This is a genomic window from Frateuria sp. Soil773 (assembly GCF_001428405.1).
GTDB lineage: Bacteria > Pseudomonadota > Gammaproteobacteria > Xanthomonadales > Rhodanobacteraceae > LMSL01.
Genome location: NZ_LMSL01000041.1, coordinates 528,994 through 551,600 on the forward strand (window position 1 = coordinate 528,994; position 22,607 = coordinate 551,600).

Annotated in this window: 19 protein-coding genes, 1 tRNA gene and 1 pseudogene; 5 read left to right on the forward strand and 16 right to left on the reverse strand. The window is 69.5% G+C overall.

Going from position 1 to position 22,607, the window contains the following annotated elements; translation table 11 throughout:
- Positions 1 to 17: 17 nt before the first annotated feature.
- From ASG87_RS18115 to xerD, 6 genes are all read right to left on the reverse strand, one after another.
- Entirely contained in the window at positions 18 to 785 is a 768-nt protein-coding gene (locus tag ASG87_RS18115) for a thioredoxin fold domain-containing protein (protein WP_056008534.1), read from the reverse strand.
- A 167-nt stretch (positions 786 to 952) separates the two neighbouring features.
- Entirely contained in the window at positions 953 to 3,340 is a 2,388-nt protein-coding gene (locus ASG87_RS18120) for a hypothetical protein (RefSeq protein WP_162258386.1), read from the reverse strand.
- Between the two features lie 30 nt (positions 3,341 to 3,370).
- Entirely contained in the window at positions 3,371 to 6,286 is a 2,916-nt protein-coding gene (locus ASG87_RS18125) for a TonB-dependent receptor (RefSeq protein WP_157511153.1), read from the reverse strand.
- A gap of 257 nt (positions 6,287 to 6,543) precedes the next feature.
- Complete coding sequence (locus tag ASG87_RS18130) at positions 6,544 to 7,686, reverse strand: FecR domain-containing protein (RefSeq protein WP_162258387.1); 1,143 nt, start codon at positions 7,684 to 7,686, stop codon at positions 6,544 to 6,546.
- Positions 7,687 to 7,709: 23 nt separating this feature from the next.
- Positions 7,710 to 8,264, reverse strand: a complete 555-nt coding sequence (locus tag ASG87_RS18135) for an RNA polymerase sigma factor (RefSeq protein WP_056008546.1) — start codon at positions 8,262 to 8,264, stop codon at positions 7,710 to 7,712.
- 57 nt (positions 8,265 to 8,321) lie between these two features.
- On the reverse strand, positions 8,322 to 9,233 hold the full coding sequence (xerD, locus tag ASG87_RS18140) for a site-specific tyrosine recombinase XerD (RefSeq protein WP_056008549.1): 912 nt from the start codon (positions 9,231 to 9,233) through the stop codon (positions 8,322 to 8,324).
- A gap of 50 nt (positions 9,234 to 9,283) precedes the next feature.
- On the opposite strand from xerD, the gene ASG87_RS18145 reads away from it, so the two are divergent.
- The 5 genes from ASG87_RS18145 (at position 9,284) to ASG87_RS18165 (ending at position 13,174) form a co-directional block, all read left to right on the forward strand.
- Complete coding sequence (locus ASG87_RS18145; protein ID WP_056008552.1) at positions 9,284 to 9,793, forward strand: RDD family protein; 510 nt, start codon at positions 9,284 to 9,286, stop codon at positions 9,791 to 9,793.
- 95 nt (positions 9,794 to 9,888) lie between these two features.
- A complete protein-coding gene (locus ASG87_RS18150; protein WP_056008555.1) occupies positions 9,889 to 10,641 on the forward strand; it encodes a methyltransferase domain-containing protein in 753 nt (250 codons plus the stop codon).
- 97 nt (positions 10,642 to 10,738) lie between these two features.
- The gene (gene phaZ, locus ASG87_RS18155; protein ID WP_056008558.1) at positions 10,739 to 11,992 is read left to right on the forward strand and encodes a polyhydroxyalkanoate depolymerase; all 1,254 of its coding nucleotides are present in this window, start codon (positions 10,739 to 10,741) and stop codon (positions 11,990 to 11,992) included.
- Positions 11,993 to 12,014: 22 nt separating this feature from the next.
- Positions 12,015 to 12,821: a helix-turn-helix domain-containing protein gene (locus ASG87_RS18160; RefSeq protein ID WP_056008561.1), complete on the forward strand. Its 807-nt coding sequence runs from the start codon at positions 12,015 to 12,017 to the stop codon at positions 12,819 to 12,821.
- 35 nt (positions 12,822 to 12,856) lie between these two features.
- Positions 12,857 to 13,174, forward strand: coding sequence for a putative quinol monooxygenase (locus ASG87_RS18165; RefSeq protein WP_056008564.1), 318 nt, complete (start codon positions 12,857 to 12,859; stop codon positions 13,172 to 13,174).
- A 174-nt stretch (positions 13,175 to 13,348) separates the two neighbouring features.
- Here the strand turns inward: ASG87_RS18165 and ASG87_RS21125 are convergent.
- The 10 genes and pseudogenes from ASG87_RS21125 to tolB form a co-directional block, all read right to left on the reverse strand.
- A partial coding sequence (locus ASG87_RS21125) for a M4 family metallopeptidase (protein ID WP_235499686.1) occupies positions 13,349 to 14,390 on the reverse strand: 1,042 nt, incomplete at its 5' end.
- Between the two features lies 1 nt (position 14,391).
- Positions 14,392 to 15,298: pseudogene (locus tag ASG87_RS21130) on the reverse strand (peptidase); the annotation flags it as partial.
- A gap of 399 nt (positions 15,299 to 15,697) precedes the next feature.
- On the reverse strand, positions 15,698 to 16,729 hold the full coding sequence (locus ASG87_RS18175) for a cupin-like domain-containing protein (RefSeq protein WP_200949139.1): 1,032 nt from the start codon (positions 16,727 to 16,729) through the stop codon (positions 15,698 to 15,700).
- A 133-nt stretch (positions 16,730 to 16,862) separates the two neighbouring features.
- Complete coding sequence (gene ltaE, locus ASG87_RS18180; protein WP_056008571.1) at positions 16,863 to 17,876, reverse strand: low-specificity L-threonine aldolase; 1,014 nt, start codon at positions 17,874 to 17,876, stop codon at positions 16,863 to 16,865.
- A gap of 97 nt (positions 17,877 to 17,973) precedes the next feature.
- A tRNA-Lys gene (locus ASG87_RS18185) sits at positions 17,974 to 18,049 on the reverse strand.
- A gap of 58 nt (positions 18,050 to 18,107) precedes the next feature.
- Complete coding sequence (gene queC, locus ASG87_RS18190) at positions 18,108 to 18,797, reverse strand: 7-cyano-7-deazaguanine synthase QueC (RefSeq protein ID WP_056009124.1); 690 nt, start codon at positions 18,795 to 18,797, stop codon at positions 18,108 to 18,110.
- Positions 18,798 to 18,960: 163 nt separating this feature from the next.
- Positions 18,961 to 19,650: a 7-carboxy-7-deazaguanine synthase QueE gene (gene queE, locus ASG87_RS18195; protein ID WP_056008574.1), complete on the reverse strand. Its 690-nt coding sequence runs from the start codon at positions 19,648 to 19,650 to the stop codon at positions 18,961 to 18,963.
- An 11-nt stretch (positions 19,651 to 19,661) separates the two neighbouring features.
- Positions 19,662 to 20,513, reverse strand: a complete 852-nt coding sequence (ybgF, locus tag ASG87_RS18200; RefSeq protein ID WP_200949140.1) for a tol-pal system protein YbgF — start codon at positions 20,511 to 20,513, stop codon at positions 19,662 to 19,664.
- Positions 20,513 to 21,025 carry a peptidoglycan-associated lipoprotein Pal gene (gene pal, locus ASG87_RS18205; RefSeq protein ID WP_056008577.1) on the reverse strand — a complete coding sequence of 171 codons (513 nt, stop codon included), beginning with the start codon at positions 21,023 to 21,025 and terminating at the stop codon, positions 20,513 to 20,515. Before pal ends, ybgF begins: the two co-directional genes overlap by 1 nt.
- 262 nt (positions 21,026 to 21,287) lie before the next feature.
- On the reverse strand, positions 21,288 to 22,604 hold the full coding sequence (gene tolB, locus ASG87_RS18210) for a Tol-Pal system beta propeller repeat protein TolB (protein ID WP_056009130.1): 1,317 nt from the start codon (positions 22,602 to 22,604) through the stop codon (positions 21,288 to 21,290).
- Positions 22,605 to 22,607 lie beyond the last annotated feature (3 nt).

Sequence of the window (22,607 nt, forward strand, 5' to 3'; positions counted from 1 at the left end):
CCCGCCCCGGCGCGGCCTCAGCCGCCGCTGGCGGCGGTTTTCTGCACCATCTTCAATAGCTTGTCCGGCGGCACGTAGCCGCCCAGCACCATGCCGTCCGAGCCGATGATCGTGGGCGTGCCGTTGACGCCGAGCTTGAGGCCCAGGTCGAACTGGTCCTTGACCGGGTTGGCGCAACTGGCCGGCTTGGGCGCCTTGCCCTCCTTCGCCGCGGTGAACGCCGCCTTGCGGTCGGCTGCGCACCATACCGAGACCATCTCCTTGTAGGTCGGCGTCTCGTTGCCTGCGGTGGTGGTCACGCCTTCGCGCGGCCAGGCCAGGTATTCCACCGCGATGCCTTCCTTGTTGAACTCGGCGATGTGCTCGTGCAGCGCGCGGCAGTAGCCGCAGTTCACGTCGGTGAACACGGTGACCGTGTACTTCGGGTTGGCCGGGGCGAACACGATGCGCTGCGCCGCCGGCACCTTGGCCAGTTCGGCCTTGCGGAAGCCGGCCCAGGCCGCCTCGCTGAGGTTGCTCTTGCTGCCCAGGTCGATCAGGTCGCCGTTGAGCATGTACTTGCCGTCGGCGCTGACGTAGACGAGGTGGCCCGAGGCGATCACCTGGTAGAAGCCGGGCAGCCTGGCCGGCGTCACCGAGTCGATCTCGACCTGGGCGGACAGGCTCTTCACCGCCTTGCGCACCAACTGTTCGGCATTGGCGTTCGCCGCGCCGCCTTCATCCGCGGCGCAGGCGCCGAGCGCGAATCCGCTGGCGACCACCGCCAGCAACAGCTTCTTCAACATCGTCGACCTCGCTTGCCGGCCGGGGCAGCCAGCGCATCGGCCGATTCTCGCACAGCCGGCCGGGCCCGTCCCCGACCGCCGTCCGGGATGCCGCGACCCGCCGCCGGCAGCCACGGAGCCCATGCGAGGGCGCGGCCCCGCCCCGGGCTGAGGCCGCGCGCCGGCGGTCAGCGGATACCGGGCAAGTCCGCCGGACAGGCGGGCAAGGCGGCCTTCATCGCATCCCATTGCCGGTACCGCCCGGCCTTGGCCGGATCGGGATCCTTGCGACCGTTGAGCCAGTAGTCGTACCAGTCCACGTTGCGGCCCTGCTCGGCCAGCCGCTCGCGCGGCTTGACCAGTTCGTGGTCGCCGTTGCGGATGTAGAGCAGGTCGACGGGCTTGTCCTGGGCGCGCAGCGCCGCGTAGTCGTCCCAGCCGTACTGCAGGGCCACCGGGCTGTTGAACGCCATCAGGATCGGCGTGCAGATGCGGTCCAGATGGAACCCGGGCGAATCCCTGAGCCAGGTTTGCAGGCCCTTGCCGAACGGTTTCTCGCCGCCCATCTTGGCGCGGAACATCTTCTCGCGCTCGGTTCCCATGTAGTCGATGTTCTGCAGGTACTCGGGATAGCTGTCGGAACTGGCCTCGGCAATCGTCGCCGCCTTGTATGCGCCGGGCTGCTCGATCATTCCCTGGTAGACGTTCGGGCCCATGTGGCTCCAGGTGATGATGCCCACCTTGCCCGGATCGACCAGGCCTTCCTTCGACAGCTGCCGGATCGCCGCGCGGTATCCGGCCGCGCCGGTCTTCGCCTCCCCGGATTTCCCGAAATCCTTCCGGATCTCGTCCACCTGCAGCACCAGCATGTCGCGCGCCGCCAGCGCGCGCGCGGCGAAGCCCGTGGCCGAGGGGCCGTCGACCAGGAATTCGTCGCGATCGAGGTTGTGGGTCTGGATCACCAGCGGGTAGCGATGGCCGGGCCTGAAACCCGGCGGCTTGACCAGGGCGCCGTCCCAGGCTTCGCCGTCGGGGTCGCGCCACCGGTAGAGCGCCGCCGTGCCGCGCGCGATGCCTGCGATCTGCGGATTCGGATCGAGCAGGACCTTGCCATGTCCCTTGGCGTCCTCGGCGACCAGCACCGGCGGCTCGTCCAGCGCCTGCCTTACCGTCGCCTTGAACTTGCTCACGTCGGCGGGCGCATCGGCGCTTTTCGCGCTCCACTTGCCGTCGCCGGCCCGGGTGTAGACCGTCACGGTCTTACCGGCCTGTGCGCCGGAGGCCATGAACTCGGCGACCAGCTCGCGGCCTCCCGCACGCCAGTACAGCGCGGAAAGCCGCTTGCGCTTGCCGTGGGAAGGCTTCGAGATGTCGATCGGCGCCTGCGGCTGCAGGCAGGAAAACGCCTTCGACCCGATCTCGACCACGGCGATGGTGCACGGATAGACCGGGCCGTTCCCGGGAACCTCGGCCAGCGGCGGATAGGCTCCCGGCAGGGCGATGCGCGCATCGTCGTCGCTCCAGGCCGCCGTCACGGCGTCCTCGAAGTTCATCATCAGGTCGATCGGCGAAGTGGTGAGCAGCGACACGGAGCCGCTGCCGAGATCCACCATCGCGTATTGCTTGAGCCGGAAATAGCCGCTGCTGCCCACGGTTTCCGGCGTATCGGCGACGATCTGCAGGCCCGGATACGCGATGAGCGGCCTGTACCTCTCCCAGGACCTGGGGATGCGGTGGACGAACGTGGTGACCAGCAGCTTCGAACCGTCCGACGACTGCGCCAGCTTGGTGTCCTTCAACAGGATCGGCGACTTGCGGTCCGCCGCCAGCACCTGCGCGGGATGCCCTTCCTCCACGCGCCACAGCTCGTCGCTGCTGCGCTCGAATTCCGCGTCGACCCAGCGGGGGAATATCAGCGGCAGATCGTTCTGCCCGGTCGCCTCCACGATGTCCGGCAGCGCGGGGCCGGCGGTCTGGTACAGCTCGCTCGCCGTGACCGGCCGGTGCGCGAGATAGACGATCGCGCCGTCGCGCTCCTCGAACTTGCTGACGTCCTGGTCCGCTCTGCTCAGCGCGACCGGGGTGCCGCCATCGATCCCTGCGCGGTACAGATGCCGCGCCCCGTCGTCGTCGGCGGCCAGGTACAGCACGCTCCGCGAATCGCCACTCCAGAACCAGCTACCGAGCGGATCGCGGTTGGACGCCCCGCCCACGCTCAGCAGCGGCCGGGCGCCGTCGAACGCCTCCGCCCCGGTGCCATGCAGGTATGCATCCACCTGGCGGCTGTCGAACAGCCAGATCGTGGCGATGCGCCTGCCGCTGTCCAGGTCGCCGCGCATCGTCGCGGCGACGAAGTGCGTACCGTCGGGCGAAAAGCGGACCCTGGAAACCCCCACGCTCCGCTGCTCGGGAGTGAGGAAGGTCGAGAACCCGATGCTGTCGCGCACCGTCCAGCGGCGCGCTGCGGCAGTGGCGGTCGGTGCAGTGGCAGCGGCGGTGGTGACGGCGGTGACGGCGGTGGCCGCCACTGCGATGCACAGGACGAGCGCGAACGGTTGCAATGGATGATGCGTCATCTTCATCTCCGATCGATGGACGGGCAACGGCTACCAGCGTGCGCCGAGGGTGAAGGACACGAAGCGTCCCCGGATGTCGCTTTCGCGCATGTCGTAGCCGTTGCCGTAGAAATTGGAATACTGTACGCGCCGGTCGAAGGCGTTGACGACGGCCAGCTCGGCATAGGCATGGGACAGCAGCGGATAAGCCGCACCGAGCGCGCTGCCGAAGTCGTAGTGCACCGATGCGTCGAACTGCCAGACATTGCCAAGCGTGCGGGCCAGGTCGTAGTCCTCGTAGCTTCCCAGGTAGCGGCCGGCGACGTGCGCGGACCAGGGCCCGCGCGTCCAGTCCAGCGCGAGGTCGCCCTTCCATCTCGGCGCGAAGGCGTCGGCGCTGGCATACCCGAGGCGATCCTGCAGCGCGGCGCCGGGTGTGGCCGATTCGTACCTGTAGTACTGCGTCGCGCTCATCGACGGGCTGAAGGTGCCGGCCCGGGTGTCGAACCGGTAGCTGGCATCCAGGTCGTAGCCCTGCACCACCAGCCCGCCGAAATTGAGGAAGCGGCCGTCCACCTGCAGGATCTTGCCTGCGTACCCCTTGGCCACGTCCTGCGGCGTGGGCGGCGCACGCACGATCAGGTCGTCCGGAAAGGCGCCCGGCTCCTGCACGATGAAGAAGGGATTGGGCTGCACGATGCGGTCGTCCTGGGTGACGCGGAAGTTGGTCAGGCCGACCTGCAGGTTGGCGATGGCCTTGCTCGACCAGACGAACCCCAGCGTGCGCGAATTGCCGGTCTGGGGACGGATGCGGGGGTTGCCGCCGAAGACGACGGTGGCCGTCCCCACCTCGCCGCCGCGCAGCGGATCGGGCGGAAGATCGACCCCGTAGTTGAACTCCGGGAGCGTATAGACGGTGGGGAGGTCGGGCGCCTTGAAGGATTTGCCGTAGCCGGCCCGCAGCAGCAGCGTCTCGGCGGGCCGGAATTCCAGGCCCGCCTGCGGCGTGAACTTGCCGCCGAAATCGCTGTAGCGGTCATAGCGGCCGGCCACCGTGAGCGCCAGCCGGTCGCTCGCCTGGGACGGCCCGCTTCCCGCCAGGAGCGGCACGCGCGCCTCGGCGAACAGCGAGCGGACGTTGCGCGAGAACCTGTCCGGTGCCACCTGCCCCTCTCCCGGGGCGAACCCCCGCTGGACCTGGTGGTTGTATTCGCCGCCGAGCACCACGTCCAGGGGGCCCGCCGGCAGGTCGGCCAGCGTGCCGCGGACGAAGGCGCTGGCCGTCTGCAGCTTGCTCGCCTGGGTGACCGGCGACTCGCGGAAAATCGAGCGCAGCGTCGCAGCGGAGCCCGGCTTGCCCGGGGAGAACAGGTTGAGCGAATGCGCCGGATCGGTGCTGTCCAGCGCGTCGGACAATGCGTCGTAGTCCAGGATGGTTTCGCGCAGGTGGGTATGGTCGTAGGTCTGCCAGGCCGCGACCTCCCAGTCCCAGCGGTCGGCCCATCGCCCCCTGAGCCCGCCCAGGATGCGGGAGAAATAATCGGCCCCGACGCCGTTCGTCTGCGGGCCCTCGCTGGTGAACCGGTAGTTCACCAGCACCGGCACGCCGAAAGGGTTGTACGGATTGCTGGCCGGCACCAGGGTGTCCGTGATCGCGCCCGCCGCGGCATAGGTGTACTGCTTCACGCGCGAGCCCATGAACTGGAAGAAGCCCTGCACGCTGTCGGCGAAGTCGTAATGGCCGTTGGCGAGCACGCTGCCCCGGCGGGTGGCCGGGATGAGCATGCTGCCGGTCGCGCGGGGGCTGCACTTGTTCGGCACGCCCTGCGTGGCGAGGAAATCCGACGGCGTCAGCGTTCCGCCGGGATGTGAGGGAATGCCGGCGAACGGCGAGGACAACCCGGGCAGGTCGCCCTCGTCGGCCGAATACACGTTGCCCGGCTGGCAGGCCGTGGAACGGTTGTCCGGGCCGCCGAAGCGCCGATAGTCCTGGTTCGCAGTGAGCCTGCGCTCGGCGGCCGACAGCTCGCCGCGGCTCTGGAAACTGCCGGTCAGGGTGATGTTGCCGCGGCTGAAATTCCTGCCCCAGGCGAAACTCGCCGTGGTGTCGCGGTAACCGCCCTGGGTGGGCCGGCCGGTGGTGACGCCGAATTCGCCGCCGTCCAGGTTCTTGCGCAGGATGATGTTGACCACGCCGCCGATGGCGTCGCTCCCGTACACGGCCGAAGCCGCTTCGGGCACGACCTCGATGCGCTCGACCGCCGAGATCGGAACGAAATTGAGATCGAACGGATTGCCGTGGTACTGGTTGGCCGCCGAGCCGCCCGCCACCCGCCCGTCCAGCAGCACCAGGGTCGAGCCGATCGGCAGGCCGCGCAGGCGCACCGTTTGCGCGCCGGTATACGAATCGATTCCGGCCTCGGTCACGCTGGTGGATACCGAGGACAGGTTGTTGAGGAAATCCCCCACGGTTTTCTGGCCGCTCCGGGCGATGTCCCGGCTGGTGTAGACCTTCACTTCCTGGGGGCCCTGGATCGCCGCCGCCGGCAGGCGCGAGCCGGTAACCGTGATCGTTGCGAGCTTCCTGGGCGCCTCCGGCGCGGCCGGTGTCGCGGACGATGCGCTTCGCGGCGACGCGGGCGGCAAGGAAGGCGCCGGCGAAATCGTCACCGTGCCGGCATCGAGAAAACGGAACTGCAGGCCGGTGCCGCGAAGAAGCGCCCGGAGCGTGTCGTGCCGCGACAGGCCGGCCGGCGCCCCCTGCGAGCGGATGCCGGCCACGACCTGCGAGACATAGACCAGTTGCAGGTGCTCGCGCCGCGCGAATGCGTTCAGCGCATCCTTGAGCGGCATCGGAGGAATCGCCGCCTGTCTCGATTGGGCCTGGGCCGGCGGTTCGGCGGCCCTCGCCGAACCGGTGCCCAGCGCCAGTGCGATGGCGCAGGCGATAGCGGTACATCTGTGCATGAATGGCTCCCCTTCCCCTTGGATGGCCGGCGCGCGTATTCGCCACCGCCCGGGCGTTGCGAACGCCCTCTCGACATAGGAGCCGCCGCGCGGCGAATCGGGTACCGCCCCGCCTTCGTTTCCGGCATCCGCCGGCCGAGCATTCGCAAGCGGAATCCAGCGGCGCCGGATTCCTGGGCAGCCTGCGCAGGCATGGCGGGCAACGCCGCCGCCGCTGGAATCGTCGATTCGCCCGCAGGCGCCATGCGGCACCGGCGTCACTCGCGCCGTTGAGGTTGCCCGCCGGCCGCCTTGACGAAAATGCGCCGGCCGCGCCTTTCCACGCGCACGTCCGGCATGCTGCCGAGAAAGGCGACGAAGGCGGCCGCGTCGTGCGCATTGAACGTGCCGCTGATGGGCAGCGATCCGATGCGCGCATCTTCCACGTCGATCTGCACGTCGTTGTAGCGGTTGAATTCCCTGGCCACCGCCGCGATCGGCCAACGGTCGAAGGCGATGCTGCCTTGCATCCAGGCGAGCGCCTGCTGCAGGTCCACCACACCGCGCGAGTCCACCCGCCCCGAGGCGGAGACGAGCGCCTGCTCGCCGGCGCCGAGCGTGGCGAGCGGCCGGCCCTCCGGCACCTTGCCGGAAGAAGGCCATGCGAACCAGCCGGACGCCGCGGCGGGCGGCGCCCGGCTCACCTGCACCCGGCCTTCCGCCACGGTTACCGCGGTATCGGTATCACGCTGGTACACGTCGAACGCGGTGCCGATGTCCCTGATCGACGACTGGCCCACGCGCACGCTGAAAGGCCGTGCCGGATCCTTCGCCACCTTGAAATAGACCTGGCCGCGCACGAGCGTGACGCGGCGGCGGCTTCCGTCGAAATCCACGGCAAGCGACGAATCGGAGTTCAACTGCACCACCGTGCCGTCCGGCAATTGCAGGCTGCGCCTTTCGCCGTGGCGCGTCGAAAGCGTCGTCGCATCCGGCCTGGACGCGGGCCCAAGCAGGACCGCCAGCAGCGCAACCGATGCGAGCACTCCGATGGCAATACCGGCTACCCGGCCGACAGGCACCCGCGCCAGCCTGCGGCGCAGGAGCGACCGCCGTTCCGCCATGGCCCGGTTGGTGCGGGAGAAAGCGGTTCCGCCGGCATCCTGGCCCTTTCCATTGCCCGGTGGCGCCAGCCGGACGATCCCGCCTTCGTCCGGCAGGAGATCCTCCAGCGAGGCCGTGCTTTCACGCGCGGCATCCGCCACGTCGCGCGCGATGCCGGCGACGATCAGATACTCGGCGACGTGGACCGGCGACGTGCGCAGCCAGTCCATGAACTCGCGCGCCTGCTGCGGGCCCAGGCCGCCCTGCTGGTGCGCCACGTGCCATTGCGCCGCCTGCTCCGCGATCAGCTCGCGCAAGTTTTCGCCCTGCGGTCCCATGGTCATTTGCCCTTGGCCAGGTCGCGGCGGCAAAGGGTCAATGCCCTGACGACGTATTTCTTGACCATATGGGTGGTGACCCCGAACTTTTCCGCGATTTCCCCGTAGCTCATTCCGTCCCTGTGCTGCATCAGCAGCACCGCCTTGCAGCGCGGCGGCAGGCGGTCGAGCGCCTCGGCGATGCGGCGGCGGCGAAGCTCGCGCTCCGCCTCGTCTTCCGCCGAGCCATGCGGCGCCTCCAGCTCCGGCAGCACCTGCGCGATGTCGACATCCAGCGCGCGGCGCTTCTGCAGCATGGCGTGCTCCTTGACCAGGTTCGACGCCACCGTGAAGAGATAGGCCCGGGGATCGGCGATGTTCCTGGCTCCGTCCTCGCCGATGCGCAGCATGCGCACGTAGACCTCCTGCGCCAGGTCCTGCACGTCCCACGCATGCGCGACCCTGCGCCGCAGGAACCCCTGCAGGGCGAAGTGGTTGGCTGCGAACACCCGCTCCCAAAACACGTACCGCTTGGCTTTCACATCCTGTCCCAATGGATCGGCCGTCGGATTCCTCATCAATAAAGAGGGATTCCGGCCCGGATCGGGTACCTCGCCCGCCCCTGCCGGCGCTCCTCAGCCGCGCGGGTGATGCTGGGCGTGCAGCCGCTTCAGCCCTTCCTTCGCCACCAGGGTGTAGATCTGGGTGGTGCTGAGCGCGCTGTGGCCGAGCAGCATCTGCAAGGCGCGCAGGTCGGCGCCGTGGTTGAGCAGGTGGGTGGCGAACGAGTGCCGCAGCACGTGCGGCGAGATCCGCTTCGGGTGGATGCCCACCTGGAGCGCATAGCGCTTCACCAGGGTCCAGAACATCTGCCGGGTCATCCCGGCGCCGCGGTTGCTGAGGAACAGCGCCAGCGGCTGGCGCCCCTTCGCCAGAGCCGGCCGCGCGCCGGCCAGGTAGGCCTCGATGCGTTCCAGCGCCAGCTCGCCCACCGGCACCAGCCGGTCCTTGCCGCCCTTGCCGGTGACCCGCAGCACACCCTGGCGGGCGTTCAGCGCGGCCAGCGGCAGCTCGACCAGTTCCGACACGCGCAGCCCCGAGGCGTACATCAGCTCCAGCATCGCTCGGTCGCGCAGGCCCAGCACGGTGCCGGTGTCCGGCGCCTGCAGCAGCCCCTCGATCTCGCGTTCGGCCAACGCCTTGGGCAGGCCGCGCGGCATGCGCGGGCGCTCGATCAGCAGGGTCGGGTCCTCGAATCCCGGCTCGTTGCGGGCCAGGAAACCGTAGTAGCGGCGAAACGCCGACTGCCGCCGCGCCATCGAGCGCACGGCGACCGGCTGGCTGCCGTGGAAGGCCGACAGGTCCTCGCGCCGCGCGCTGCGCAGATCGCGCCCGCGCGCGGCCAGCCAGCGCGACAGCGCCTCCAGGTCGCGGCGGTAGGCTTCCAGCGTGCGGTCGGCCAGGCCGTCCTCCGACCATACGCGCTCGATGAAGGCGGCGATGCTGTCCCGGTCGGCTTGGGCGATACTTGCGGTCTTTTCGGGCATGCGCGGATGCTCGCCGCCCCTCGCACACGACGCAAGCGAATCCACACACGATGACCAGCGACGCCACGCTCCCCACCAGCCAGCCCTGCCCGCTGTGGCGCCGCCTCGCCGCGCTGGTCTACGACCTCCTGATCGTGGTGGCGATCGTGATGGTGGTCGGCCTGCTGTGCCAGCTCGCCACCGGCGGCCGGCTGATCGGCACCGGCGCGCAGGTGCGGATCCCGTGGTGGTACCAGCCGCTGCAGGGTCTCGCGGTGTCGGCGTACTTCGTCGCGTCGTGGCTGCGCGGCGGGCAGACCGTCGGCATGCGGCCGTGGCACATCCGGGTGACCGCCGCCGACGGCGGCAGGCCGTCGCCGCGGCAGGCCGTGGTTCGCCTGCTGGTCGCCGCGCTGCCGTTGCTGCTGCTGGAGCTGGCCGGGCCGCTCGGACTGCGCACCGCCCTGTGGGCGGTGTCGGGCGCCTGGGCGCTGTGGTTCGCCGTCGCGCTGTTCGACCGGCACCGGCGCACGCTGCACGACATCGCCGCCGGCACGGAAATCCGCCACTGGCGAGGCTAGCCGGCCGCGCAGGCTGCTCGTGCCGGATTAGCACCGCCTGAAGCCGCGCGACCCGTCCGGTGGACAGTCCCCGGGGCATGCCCGACACTGCGGCCATGTCTTCCGTCCGCGCCGCGCCGGCCGCCGATACCCGCAGCCCTGCCGATCTGGTCCGCGTCAACCGCCGCTTCTACGAGGCGCTGTGGGCGGAGGCGGCGCTGGTCGATCCCTCGCGCTTCAACACCTGGCCGCTGGTCTGCGAACTGCTCGGCGACGCGACGCGGCCGCTGGAAGTGGCGCCGGGCCTGCGCCCGCGCCTGCCGCTGGCGGGTACCTGCTTCGTCGATCTCAGCCACGCCGCGCTGCGCGGCCTGCACGCGCACGGCGCCCAGGCCGCCCACGGCATGATCGGCGCCCTGCCCTGCGCCGACGCCAGCTTCGACCTGGTCTGCGCGTTCGACATCCTCGAGCATGTCGCCGACGACGATACCGCCCTGGACGAACTGGCCCGCGTCGCCACCGCCCACGCCACCCTGCTGCTGTCGGTGCCGCTGCATCCGCAGGCATGGACCGCGTTCGACGACTTCGTCGGGCACTGCCGCCGCTACGAGCCGGCCGCGATCGAGGCCAAGCTGGCGCGGCGCGGCTTCCGCATCGAGCGCAGCGCGATCTACGGCATGCAGCCGAAATCCTCGCGGATGCTGGCGATCGGCCAGTGGTACCTGACCCACCGGCGCGAGCGCGCGATGTGGTGGTACAACCGGGTGTTCATGCCGCTGGGCCTGCGCTTCCAGAAGCCGCTGCGCTGGCGCGCGGGGTTGGCCGACACCGCCGGCGTCGACGAGGTGCTGCTGGTCTGCCGCCGCTAAGCGATTGATGCCGCAGGCGGTCGTGCATGCCGCGATGCAACACGAAGCGGCCAAACGGGGCTAAGATGCGGCTTTCCATCGCCGTGCTGGCCCACCCATGCTTTACCAGATCCACGAATGGCAGCGTTCCTTCCTCGGCCCGCTGAGCTATTTCGCCCAGGCCAACGCGAAGATGCTGAGCGAACCGGGCAGCCTGCTGGCGCAGTTGCCCGGCGCGCAGCGGATGGCCGCCGGCTACGAACTGATGTACCGCCTCGGCAAGGAATACGAGAAGCCCGAGTTCGGCATCCACAACGCCACCGCGCACGACCACACCATCGCCATCGTCGAGCAGGTCGCGCTCGACCTGCCGTTCTGCCAGCTCAAGCGTTTCAAGCGCTTCAGCGACGACCCGGCCACCATCGAGGCGATGAAGGCCGACCCGGTGGTGCTGGTGGTGGCGCCGCTGTCCGGCCACCACGCCACCTTGCTGCGCGACACCGTGCGCACCCTGCTGCGCGACCACAAGGTCTACATCACCGACTGGGTCGACGCGCGCATGGTGCCGACCGAGGCCGGCGCGTTCCATCTGGACGACTACGTCGCCTACATCGAGCGATTCGTCCGCCACATCGGCGCGCGCAAGCTGCACGTGATCTCGGTGTGCCAGCCGACCGTACCGGTGCTGGCGGCGGTGTCGCTGATGGCCGCGCGCGGCGAGGACACCCCGCTCAGCCTGACCATGATGGGCGGGCCGATCGAGCCGCGCAGCAACCCCACCGGGGTCAACAACCTGGCCACCCGGCAGCCGCTGGCCTGGTTCAAGGGCAACGTGATCCACACCGTGCCTGCGAACTATCCGGGGCACGGCCGCGAGGTCTATCCCGGCTTCCTGCAGCATGCGGGCTTCGTCGCGATGAACCCCAGCCGCCACCTCAGCTCGCACTGGGACTTCTACCAGAACCTGCTGCGCGGCGACCTGGAAGACGCCGAGGCGCACCGCAAGTTCTACGACGAGTACAACGCGGTGCTCGACATGCCCGCCGAGTTCTACCTGGACACCATCGCCACCGTGTTCCAGCAATTCCTGCTGCCGCGCGGCCTGTGGGACGTGGCCGGCGAGCGGGTGAAGCCCAGCGCGATCAAGACCAGCGCGCTGTTCACCGTCGAGGGCGAGCTGGACGACATCTCCGGGCTGGGCCAGACCGAGGCGGCGCACGACCTGTGCAGCGGCATCCCGGCCGACCGCCGGGCGCACAAGGTGATCGAGGGCGCCGGCCATTACGGCATCTTCAGCGGCCGGCGCTGGCGCGAGCTGGTCTATCCGCAGGTGCGCGACTTCATCCGCCGCTTCCACCAGCCCGCGGGCTGAAGCCGGGCGTCCGCGCGGCGACATGCGCATCGTCCACCGCCTGCCCGCGCCGCCCCTGCGCGCGGTCGTCGACCGCTACTGGAGCTGGGAAGGCGCCGAGACGCCGCGGCTGCTGCCGCTGATGCCCGGCCCCGGCGGGCTGGAGGTCTTCTTCCACTACGGCGCGCCGTTCGCGCGGCGCCGGGACGACCGCGTGCAGGCGCTGCCGCGCGCGCACTTCGCCTGCGTGCGCACGCATCCCGTCGAACTGCTCGCGCAGGGCGGCCCGGGTTTCGTCGCCGTGCGCATGAAGACCGGCATGGGCGGATGCCTCACCGGCCTGCCGGTGGCCGCGTTCGCCGACGGCTTCGCCGATGCGGGCGACGCATGGGGCGAGGCGGCACGGCAGTTGCCCGAACGGCTTGCCGGCACCGCCACGATGGACGAACGCGCCGCCCTGCTCGACCGCTTCCTTCTCGCCCGCCTGCGCGCGCCCGGCATGGAAACCGCGCTCGCTCCGGCACTGGCCGCCCTGCTGCACGGACAAACCCGCGTCGCCGAGGCCGCACGCATTGCCGGCTGCGGCGTGCGGCAACTGGAGAAACGCTGCCACGCCGCCACCGGCCTCGCGCCCGCGCGCTTGCGCAGGCTGGCCCGGCTGCGCCGCTCGCTCCGCGCGCTGCTGCTGGCGCCGCCCGGCGCGGCGCTCACCGCGTCGATCGACCCGGCCTACCACGACCAGGCGCAGCAGGTGCGCGAGTTCCGCGAACTGACCGGCTTCGCCCCCGGCGAACTGCGCCGCGCCGCGGCCGGCCGTTCGCATTTCTACAATCCGCCCTGGCCTGGCTGAGGCACGCTGCGCGCTCCTTCCCACGGAGCACCGCCATGATCTTCGTCGCCGACCTGCACGCCCGCGAGGACGCCGTGGACGCGTTGTGCCGCCTGCTCTGCGAACTCGCGGCCGCCACCGCGCACGAGCCCGGCGCGCTCGCCTACAGCGTGCGCCAGCATCTGGACGATCCGTGCCGCTTCCAGGTGAGCGAGCACTACCGCGACCGCGACGCCTGGGAGCGTCACATGGAGGCGCCCTACGTCCGCGATGCGCTGGCGCGCTTTCCGCAGCTCCTGCGCGACGCGCCCGCGCTTGCCCGCTACGAGGAACGGGCCGCGCTGCCGCATGCCCCGATCGATGCCGCTATCTGAAGAAGAAGCAGCCACTCCCCAGCGGGAGTCCGCCGCTCGCGCCTGCAACATGCAGCAACGGTGCACCCCCGACCGCGCCGCATGCAAAACCGTATCGAAACACGGCCTGCGCGCGTCTCCGCGCGCAGGCCGCAACCGCCGGCCGCGGGCCCGCGGACAACTACGGACCCTCGACTACTGGCAGGTACCGCCCGTGCGCCACAGCGAAGGATTGTGCGCCGGGTCCCAACCCGCGCCGACCCAGTCGGTCTGGTCCACCAGCGCGGTATAGACCGAACCCTGGTAGCTCACCACCTGACCCGCCTTGTAGGTACCGCCCTCGACCCACTCCTTGCAGCCCGGCACCGGCGTGGGGGTCGGGGTTGGCGTCGGAGTCGGGGTGGGCGTCGGGGTGGGTGTCGGCGTCGGCGTGGGGGTCGGCGTCGGGGTCGGCGTGGTGCAGCTACCGCCCGCGCGCCACAACGACGGGTTGTGCGCCGGGTCCCAGCCCGCGCCGACCCAGTCGGTCTGGTCCACCAGCGCGGTATAGACCGAGCCCTGGTAGCTCACCACCTGGCCCGCCTTGTAGGTGCCGCCGTCGACCCATTCGCTGCAACCCGGAACCGGAGTAGGCGTGGGGGTCGGCGTCGGCGTGGGGGTGGGCGTAGGAGTCGGTGTCGGTGTCGGCGTGGGGGTCGGCGGCACCGGCGGGTTCGGGCAGGTCACGCCCACGCGGGTGAAGGCGGTGACCACCGACTGCATGTCGAAGCCCTTGTCGATCGCCGCGGATTCCACGCCGCAGGCGCCGGAATTGAAGGTCTCGTTGGCGTTCCAATAGGTCTTGTTGGCCAGCGCGAACACCTGGAACGCCTTCTTCACATCCCAGCCGCTGCTCTGCGCCAGCAGGCAGAACGCCTTGTTGTACACGCCGCTGGAATAGTGCACGTCCATGCCGCTGCGGTACTGGCTGGCATTGTCGATCGAGCCGCCGTCCTGCGGCGGATTGCACATGTAGCGCAGCGCACCGCCGGCCTTGACGATGTCGGCGCCGACCAGGAAGCTCGCGTGCCCGCGGTCGTAGAACTCCGCCGCCATGCCGGCGATGTCCGAGTAGGCCTCGTTCATGCCGCCGGACTGCCCGCTGTACTGCAGGCCGGAGTTCTTCTCGGTGTAGCCGTGGCTGATCTCGTGGCTGGTCACGTCCAGCGACACCAGCGGGTAGAACGTGTTGGCGCCGNCGTAGTGCACGTTCATCACCAGCACCATGTTCAGCGGCGGCGCGCCGGTGTAGGCCTGGTACATGTCGTGCACGACGCCGCCGAAGTGGTGCGCGTCGTTGATCGGCGAATAGGCGCCGTTGATCGCGTCGCCGTCGCTGTTGGGACAGATGAAGCTGTAGATCGAGCCGCCGCCGGTGCCGCCGCGCAGGTTGTAGGTGGCGACGGTGGCGTTCTGCGTGTAGCAGGTGCTGCCCGACTGCGTCACGTCCAGCGCCGGGTACTGCGTGCCGTAGAGGTAGCGGCCCGTCCTCTGGTTGCCGCCGGGGCCGGTGGCGCTGGCGTCGGTGAGGCCGTCCCACTGCTCGATCACGGCGCCGGTGTTGGCGTCGACGATCGCGGTCGGCCGCGTCGGACGATGCGGGTCGGCGACGAAGTACGAGGTCAGGTAGACCAGCCGCGCCTTGCCGTTGTCCTGCGGATACACGAACAGCTCGGCCTGCACGTTGTCGATCCTCGTGCCGGCCCGCACCAGCGCATGCCCGCGCCTGAGGGCGGCGACCGCATCGCCGGCGCTCAGCCTGGGCTTCACCGAGGCGAGGTCGTAGCGCACGTCGCGCAGCAACTGGCCGCTGACGCGCAGGGCGTTGCCTTGCGCATCCTCTTCCACCGCGATGCTGCGGCCGTATACGGGCACGCCCAGGTACATCTGCTGCTGGCGCACTACGCGCGTGCCGCGCACCGTTTCGGCCGCGCTGCGCGGCGCCAGGGTCACGTCGGCGCCCAGGCCGAGGTGCGCCGCCAGCGACTGCACGGGCACGCCGGCCAGGCTCTGTTGCACGCGCTGGTCGGTCGCCGCCCATGCCATGGACGACGTGGCCATGCCGATCGCGGCCGCCAGCAGTTTCAATCGAAGGTGATTCTGCATGTTTCGAACTCCTAGACAGGATCAGGGCCATGCACGGCTGCTCCCAGCCGCATGCGACCCACGAGTGAATGATCGCGTGCGATGGCACGCGATCCCCTTTCGTCTAGCGATTCCAAAAACCCGGACAGCACCTTCCATCCCCCCGTATCCTTGATGGGGCAGTGCATGGGCTCGTAAATGCAAAACGGCGTGTATGCCGCCAAGGAATCATCCAGCTGCCTCCCCGCAGATGGATCGCGGCACGGTACTCCCCTTGCCTGTAGGCAAGTTATGGTCTTTTCGCATATCCATATGCCGCGTCAGGCGTTGCACGGACGCCATGCCGGAGCTCGTCGGAGCGCACCCGCCATCGTGCATCCGAAGCGGGATCCGCAGGCTTGAACGGCCCGCGTCGACGTTTCAGAAATCGTGCTCTTTCGGGTAATTGCTGTAGAAGTCGTTGTCCCAGCGGAAGTTGGTGAACGCCATCGTGACGCTGGTATCGAGCGCCTCGACGTAGTGCCAGCATCCCACCGGAAGGAACAGGATCTCGCCCGGCCCGATCACGCACTCCATCACCTGCGCCCGCGCCATGTTGGGGAAGCGCGCCAGGTCGACCGCACCGCCGTCCACCGGCGTGAAGCAGTGCCGGTGGTTGTAGACGTTGGCCAGCTCGCAGGCAGGCATCAGCAAGAGCCGCTTGCGCCCGACGACCTGCGCCATGAAGTTGTTGGTGAGGTCGTGATGGAACGGCGTGATCGTGCCCGCCGGGCCGAACCAGAAGAAACCGCCGCCGCCGTTGCTCGCGTCGAGGTATTCGGGAATCTGCTCGATGTCGTCCCACAGCTCGGCGAGCGCCTGGCGGTTGGTCGAGTCGTTGTTCGCGGTCATGTAGAAATCGTTGCTTTTCCCGGCCCGCTCGACGAGGTCCACGTACTCGCCGAAGCGCATCGCGCGCTTGTGCGCGATGCTGTTCAACTCGTAGTCCGCATCCGCGCTGCGGCCGAACTGCACCTCGACCGTGCGCTCGCCGAAGCGCTGCCGGAAATATGCCAGGTTCCAGCGCTGCAGGGCCGGCCAGCCGTCCATCGCGCCGGTGATGATCACCGGGCGGTTGGCGCTGTAGAAATCCGTGAGGAACTCGTCGGCCGACGGCCGCTGCCGGCGCTCGACGGTGCCGGGCCTTAGCCGGTTGAGCTTGCGGTGGATGTCGAGCACCCAGTCGCGCTTCTCCAGCCGCCGCCGCAGGCGGTCGGCGCCGCGCAGGTACGGGCTGCGCACCGCCGCCTCGACTTCGGAGACGGCGACCTGCCGGCTCACGCCGTTGCCCTCCAGCGCGCCGACCAGGCTGGCGGGATGGGTGCCGAGCATGAGGTTCTCGGCGATCCAGCGCCGCCACTCGTCGTCGACCACCACGCGGGACTCCGTCGAACCGGGTTGCATTGCGCTCATCGTCAGCACTCCCTAGCCATGGAGAAGCAACGGCGTCCGCGGCCTGGCGACCGCCAGGAGATGCGTATACGGACGTATGGACGTCCATATCCTGTGCCCTTGCCGGCCGCCAGTCAAATCGCCGCGTTTCCCTTCAGGCGAAGAACCGGGCAAACGCCTCCACGGTCCGCGCGACGCCGTCGTCGTCGATGTCCAGGTGCGCCACCAGGCGCAGCGTCGGCAGGTAGCCGATGCCGATGCGGATGCCCGCCCCGGCCAGGTGGCTGTCCAGCTCGCGCAGGCAGGGCGCCGGCACGTCGACGAAGACCATGTTGGTGTGCTGGCCCAGCAGGGCGACCCCGGGAAGATCGCGCAGGCCGGCGGCGAGCAGTTCCGCGCGGCGGTGGTCGTCGGCCAGGCGCGCCACGTGGTGGTCGAGCGCGTACAGGCCGGCCGCCGCAAGCATGCCGGCCTGGCGCCAGCCGCCGCCGGCGACCTTGCGCCAGCGCCGCGCCTTGCCGACCAGCGTCGCAGAGCCGGCGAGCACCGAGCCGACCGGCGCGCCCAGCCCCTTCGACAGGCATACCGACACGCTGTCGAAATGCTGGGCGATCGCCCGCGCCGACACCCCGCCGGCCACCGCCGCGTTGTACAGCCGCGCGCCGTCCAGGTGCAGCGCCAGCCCGCGCTCGCGCGCCAGTTCCTGCGCGGCGCGCAGGTAGTCCATCGGCAGCACGCGGCCATGCCAGGTGTTCTCCAGCGTCAGCAGCCGGGTGTGCGCGAAATGCGGATCGACCGGCTTGATCGCCGCGGCGACCTTGTCCAGCGGCAGCGTGCCGTCGGCCGCCTGCACGATCGGCTGCGGCTGGATCGAGCCGAGCGCCGCCGCGCCGCCGCCCTCGAACTTGTAGGTATGCGCCTCCATGCCGACGATGTATTCGTCGCCGCGCTCGCAATGGGACATCAGCGCGAGCAGGTTGGACTGGGTGCCGCTGGGCACGAACAGCGCCGCCTCGAATCCCAGCTCGTCGGCCACGCGCCGTTGCAGCGCATCGACCGTGGGGTCCTCGCCGTAGACGTCGTCGCCCACCTCGGCATCGAGCATGGCGGCGCGCATCGCCGCCGTCGGCCGGGTCACCGTATCGCTGCGCCAGTCCACCCATTCCACGGTTCGTCTCCTGCCTGTGCGAACCGCCAGCTTGGGCCCGGCACGCGGGCGAAGCAAGACAAAAAAAGACCCGCCGGGCTTGTCGGGCGGGTCAAGATGGTGGGCCGTCCGAGATTCGAACTCGGGACCAATAGATTAAAAGTCTACTGCTCTACCGACTGAGCTAACGGCCCGCAATCAAGACAAGCGCGCAATTTTACGGGCTGCGTCGCAGGGGTACAAGCAAACGGCTCAGGCATAGCGCGTGGGGTCGGCCAGGCCGGCCTCGCGGAAGCCCTGGGCGCGCAGCCGGCAGGCGTCGCAATGGCCGCAGGCGCGCCCCTGCGCGTCGGCCTGGTAGCAGCTCACCGTGGCCGCGAAGTCGATGCCCAGGCGCTGCCCCTCGCGGGCGATGTCGGCCTTGCTCATCTGCATCAGCGGGGCGTGGATGCGGATGCCCGCTCCCTCCACGCCCGCCTTGGTGGCGACGTTGGCCAGTTGCCCGAAGGCTTCCACGAAGGCCGGCCGGCAGTCCGGATAGCCGGAGTAGTCCACCGCGTTGACGCCGCACCAGATGTCCGCCGAACCGAGCACCTCGGCCCAGCCCAGCGCGATCGACAGCATGATGGTGTTGCGCGCCGGCACGTAGGTGACCGGGATGGCGCCCTCGTCCTGCCCGGCGTCGAGCGGCACGTCGATGTCCGCGGTCAGCGCCGAGCCGCCGATGCTGCGCAGGTCCACGTGCACGGTCTTGTGCTCGGCCGCGCCGAGCATGTCCGCCACCCGGGCGGCGGCCTCCAGCTCGGAATTGTGGCGCTGGCCGTAGGCGACGCTCAGCGCGTGCACCTGGTAGCCCTGCTCGCGCGCGATGGCGATGGTCACCGCCGAGTCCATGCCGCCGGAAACGAGCACGACGGCCTTGCGGGGAGAAGTGTCAGACATGGTTTTCATCCACAACGGTACGGCCGGTCACCGGCCGGGAAGCGCCACCGGCGTCACAGGCCGGCGCGCGTGAAAAGCGGGAGCGAGTGAAGAGGAGCGAGAAGCGAGAGAAAAGCACCGGCGCGCGCGCTCTCTGCTCACTCCTCCACCCTCTCTCCTCGCCTCAATGCCCCGGCGCGTCATTCCACAGCAGCTTGTGCAACTGCAACTGGAAGCGCACGGGCAGCTTGTCGGCGACGATCCATTCGGCCAGCTCGCGCGGCTGCACCGCGCCGTGCACCGGCGAGAACAGCACCATGCAGCGCCGGTCCAGCCCGTGTTCGGCGACCACGCCGCGCGCCCACTCGTAGTCGGCGCGGCTGGCGATCACGATCTTCACCTGGTCGTGCGGCAGCAGGTGCGCCAGGTTCGGCCACAGGTTGCGCGCGCTCTCGCCCGAGTCGGGCGCCTTGAGGTCCATCACCTTGCGCACGCGGGGATCGACCGCGGCGACGTCGAGCGCGCCGGAGGTTTCCAGCGACACTTCGTAGCCGGCGTCGCACAGCCGCTGCAGCAGGATCAGGCAACGCTTCTGCGAGAGCGGCTCGCCGCCGGTGACGCAGACGTGGTGCGCGCCGTGGCCCGCCACCTCGGCGAGGATGTCGTCGATCGCGCGCCATTCGCCGCCGTGGAACGAGTAGGTGGTATCGCACCATACGCAGCGCAGCGGGCAGCCGGTGAGCCGCACGAACACCGTGCGCCAGCCGATCGCGTCGGCCTCGCCCTGGATCGAATGGAAGATCTCGGTGATGCGCAGCCGCTCGCCGGCGGCCTGGCCCGCGGCGACGGCCGCGGTCGCTTCGCTGCCGCTCACGACCGCGGGCCTCAGTTGGCCTGCTGCAGGCGGCGCAGGCGTTCCTGGGCGAGGCTGGCGGCCTTCGAGCCCGGATACTTGGCGGTGACCGACTGCAGCGTCGCCCTGGCGGCGTCCTTCTGCTTGAGTTCGAGCTGGCTGTAGCCGACCTTCAGCAACGCGTCGGGCGCCTTCTCGCTCTGCGGGAACTGGCTCAGCAGCCGCTGGAAGGATTCCAGCGCCACCTGGTAGTTCATCGTGACGTAGTACGACTCGCCCAGCCAGTACCAGGCGTTGGGCGCGAGCGAACTGTTCGGATACTGCTGGATGAAGCCGCGGAAGCCCCGCGAGGCCTGCACGTAGTCGCCGCCGCGCAGCGACTTGAAGGCCGCGTCGTAGGCGGCCTGCTCGCCCGTGGCGTCGGCCGGGGCGGGATTGTTCGATGCCGTAGAGGCCGGCGCGGCCTGCTGCCCTGCCGTCGCCGGCTTGGCATTGCCTGCCGCCGAGGTGGCCGGGGCCGCTCCCGTCGCCGCGGCGGCGGGCTGGGCGCCAGCGGCGCCGGAACCCTCGAGGCGCCCCAGGCGCGAATCGAGGTCGACGTACTGCGCCTTGTTCTTTTCCTCGAGCTGCTGCAACTGGTGCTGCAACTCCTCGATCTGGCCTTGCAGTTGCTGCACCTGCGACTGCAGGGCCTGCACCTGGTTGACCAGGCCGATACCGCCCTTGTCCTGGTTCTGCGCCTGCTGTTCCAGCCGCGCGACGCGGTCGGCGAGGCTCAGCCGGGAATCCTGCGCCGTGGCCGGAACGGCGAAAAGCATGGCGGACGCGAGAGCGCCCGCCATGCCCAGCCTGGCCGTGATGCGGTTAGCCAGTCGCTTCTTCATTACTTCGCCGTGTAGACGATCTCGACGCGGCGGTTCTTGCCCCAGCAATCCTCGTTGTGCTCACGGCACACCGGCTTTTCCTTGCCGTAGGAGATCACTTCGAGCTGGCCGGCCGAGCCGCCCGCCGCCTGCAGCGCGTCGGACACGGCATTGCCGCGGCGCTCGCCCAGGCCCAGGTTGTACTCGCGCGTGCCGCGCTCGTCGGTGTTGCCTTCCAGGCGGATGTGCGACTGCGGGCGGTCCTGCAGGTACTTGGCGTGGCACGCCATGATCTGCTGGAACTCCGGCTTGATTTCGGTCTTGTCGAAATCGAAGTACACGACGCGCTGACGCAGGCACGCATCGGTGTCCAGGTCGGCCGGGGTGTACTTGCCGGCGCTGTTGTCCGGCTGGGTGGTCGGGGTCTGGTCGACAGCCGGCTGGGTTTCCTGCGGCTTGACGGCCTTCTTCGAGCAAGCGGCCGCGCCAACACAGAGCAGGGCGACCAGGGCGACGCGAGCGGTCTTATTCATGGTGACGTTCCTTCAAACGGGTTTGAGATCCGACAGTCAATGACGATTGCGGTTACGGGACAGTTCCGCCGGTGGACCCGGCTGTTGTTTTGACTCTTTACGCACTACGCGCCGGCGGCCACGCACCGCGTCGCCGCCAGTGAAACCAGCCACGGCGATGTACTGCCATGGCCGAGAACCAACATAGGCCCGGGCAAGCCAAGGAAGCCTGCCCCGGGTCGATTCAGCGTGATACGCCGCGTGGGCGGCGCATCACTTGGATTCAGCGTTGCCGGTACGGGCCCCAGGCCGGCTCGCGCACGTCGCCGTCGGACAGCACCAGGCGCTGGCGGACCAGGCCATCGGCCGAAACCGCATACAGCACGCCGCGACGTCCTTCGGTAGCGGCATACAGCAACATGCTGGCGTTCGGAGCAAAGCTCGGCGACTCGTCGATCGGGCCGGGCGAAATGAAACGTACCTGTCCGCCCAGACCGAGGTCCATGATGGCAATACGATACACGTTCCCGTTGCCCTGCACCATGGCGATCTGCTTGCCGTCGTAGCTGACCGAGGCGTTGGCGTTGTTCTGGCCCTGGAAGCTGACCCGCTCGGCCGAACCGCCGCTGGCCGGCATCCGGTAGATCTGCGGCCGGCCGGAGCGGTCCGAGGTGAAATAGATGCTCTGGCCGTCCGGCGACCAGACCGGCTCGGTGTCGATCGCCAGGTTGTTGGTGAGGCGGGTTTCCTTGCGGCTGGCCAAGTCGAGCGAGAACAGCTCCAGGTTGCCGACGTAGGACAGCGCCACGACCAGCTTGCTGCCGTCCGGCGACCATGCCGGCGCGCCGTTCACGCCACGCGGGTGCGAGGCCACCAGTTGGCGCGAGCCGGTGGTGATGTCCTGCACGTAGACCGCCGAGTTGCCGCTCTCGAACGAGACGTAGGCGATCTTGCGGCCGTCCGGCGACCAGGCCGGCGACAGCAGCGACTCCTTCGAGCGCGCCACCACCTGCGGGTTGTAGCCGTCCGAGTCGGCCACGATCAGCGAATAGGTGGTGTTGTTGCCCAGCCCGACCGCGGTGATATAGGCGATGCGGGTCCAGAACGCGCCGCGCACGCCGGTGATCTTCTCGTAGATCTGGTCGGCGATCTGGTGGGCCACGCCGCGCAGGTCGCCGGCCGGCGCGGTATACGCCTGGGCCAGCAGGCTCTGCTGCTTGTTGACGTCCCACAGCTCGTACTCGATCCGCAGCATGCCGCCGCCGGCGTCGCTGATGCGGCCGATGGTCAGGTAGTCCTGCTTGAGCAGCCGCCAGGTGGCGAACTTGATGTCCGCGCCCTTGCTGGGCTGTTCCACGATCTCGCTCTTGGCCAGCGAGCGGAACTTGCCGGAGCGGTTGAAATCGTTGCGGATCACGTCGGCGACGTCGGTCGGCAGCGGTGCCCCGCCCTGCTGGGCAAACGGCACCACGGCGATCGGGGTGGCGGTCTTCAGGCCGCCGGTGATCTCGACGTTGAGCGACTGGGCTGCGGCCGGCCCGGCGACGAGCGCCGCCGCGGCGAGCAGGACGAGGGCGAGGAAGGAACTCGGTTTGCGCATGGG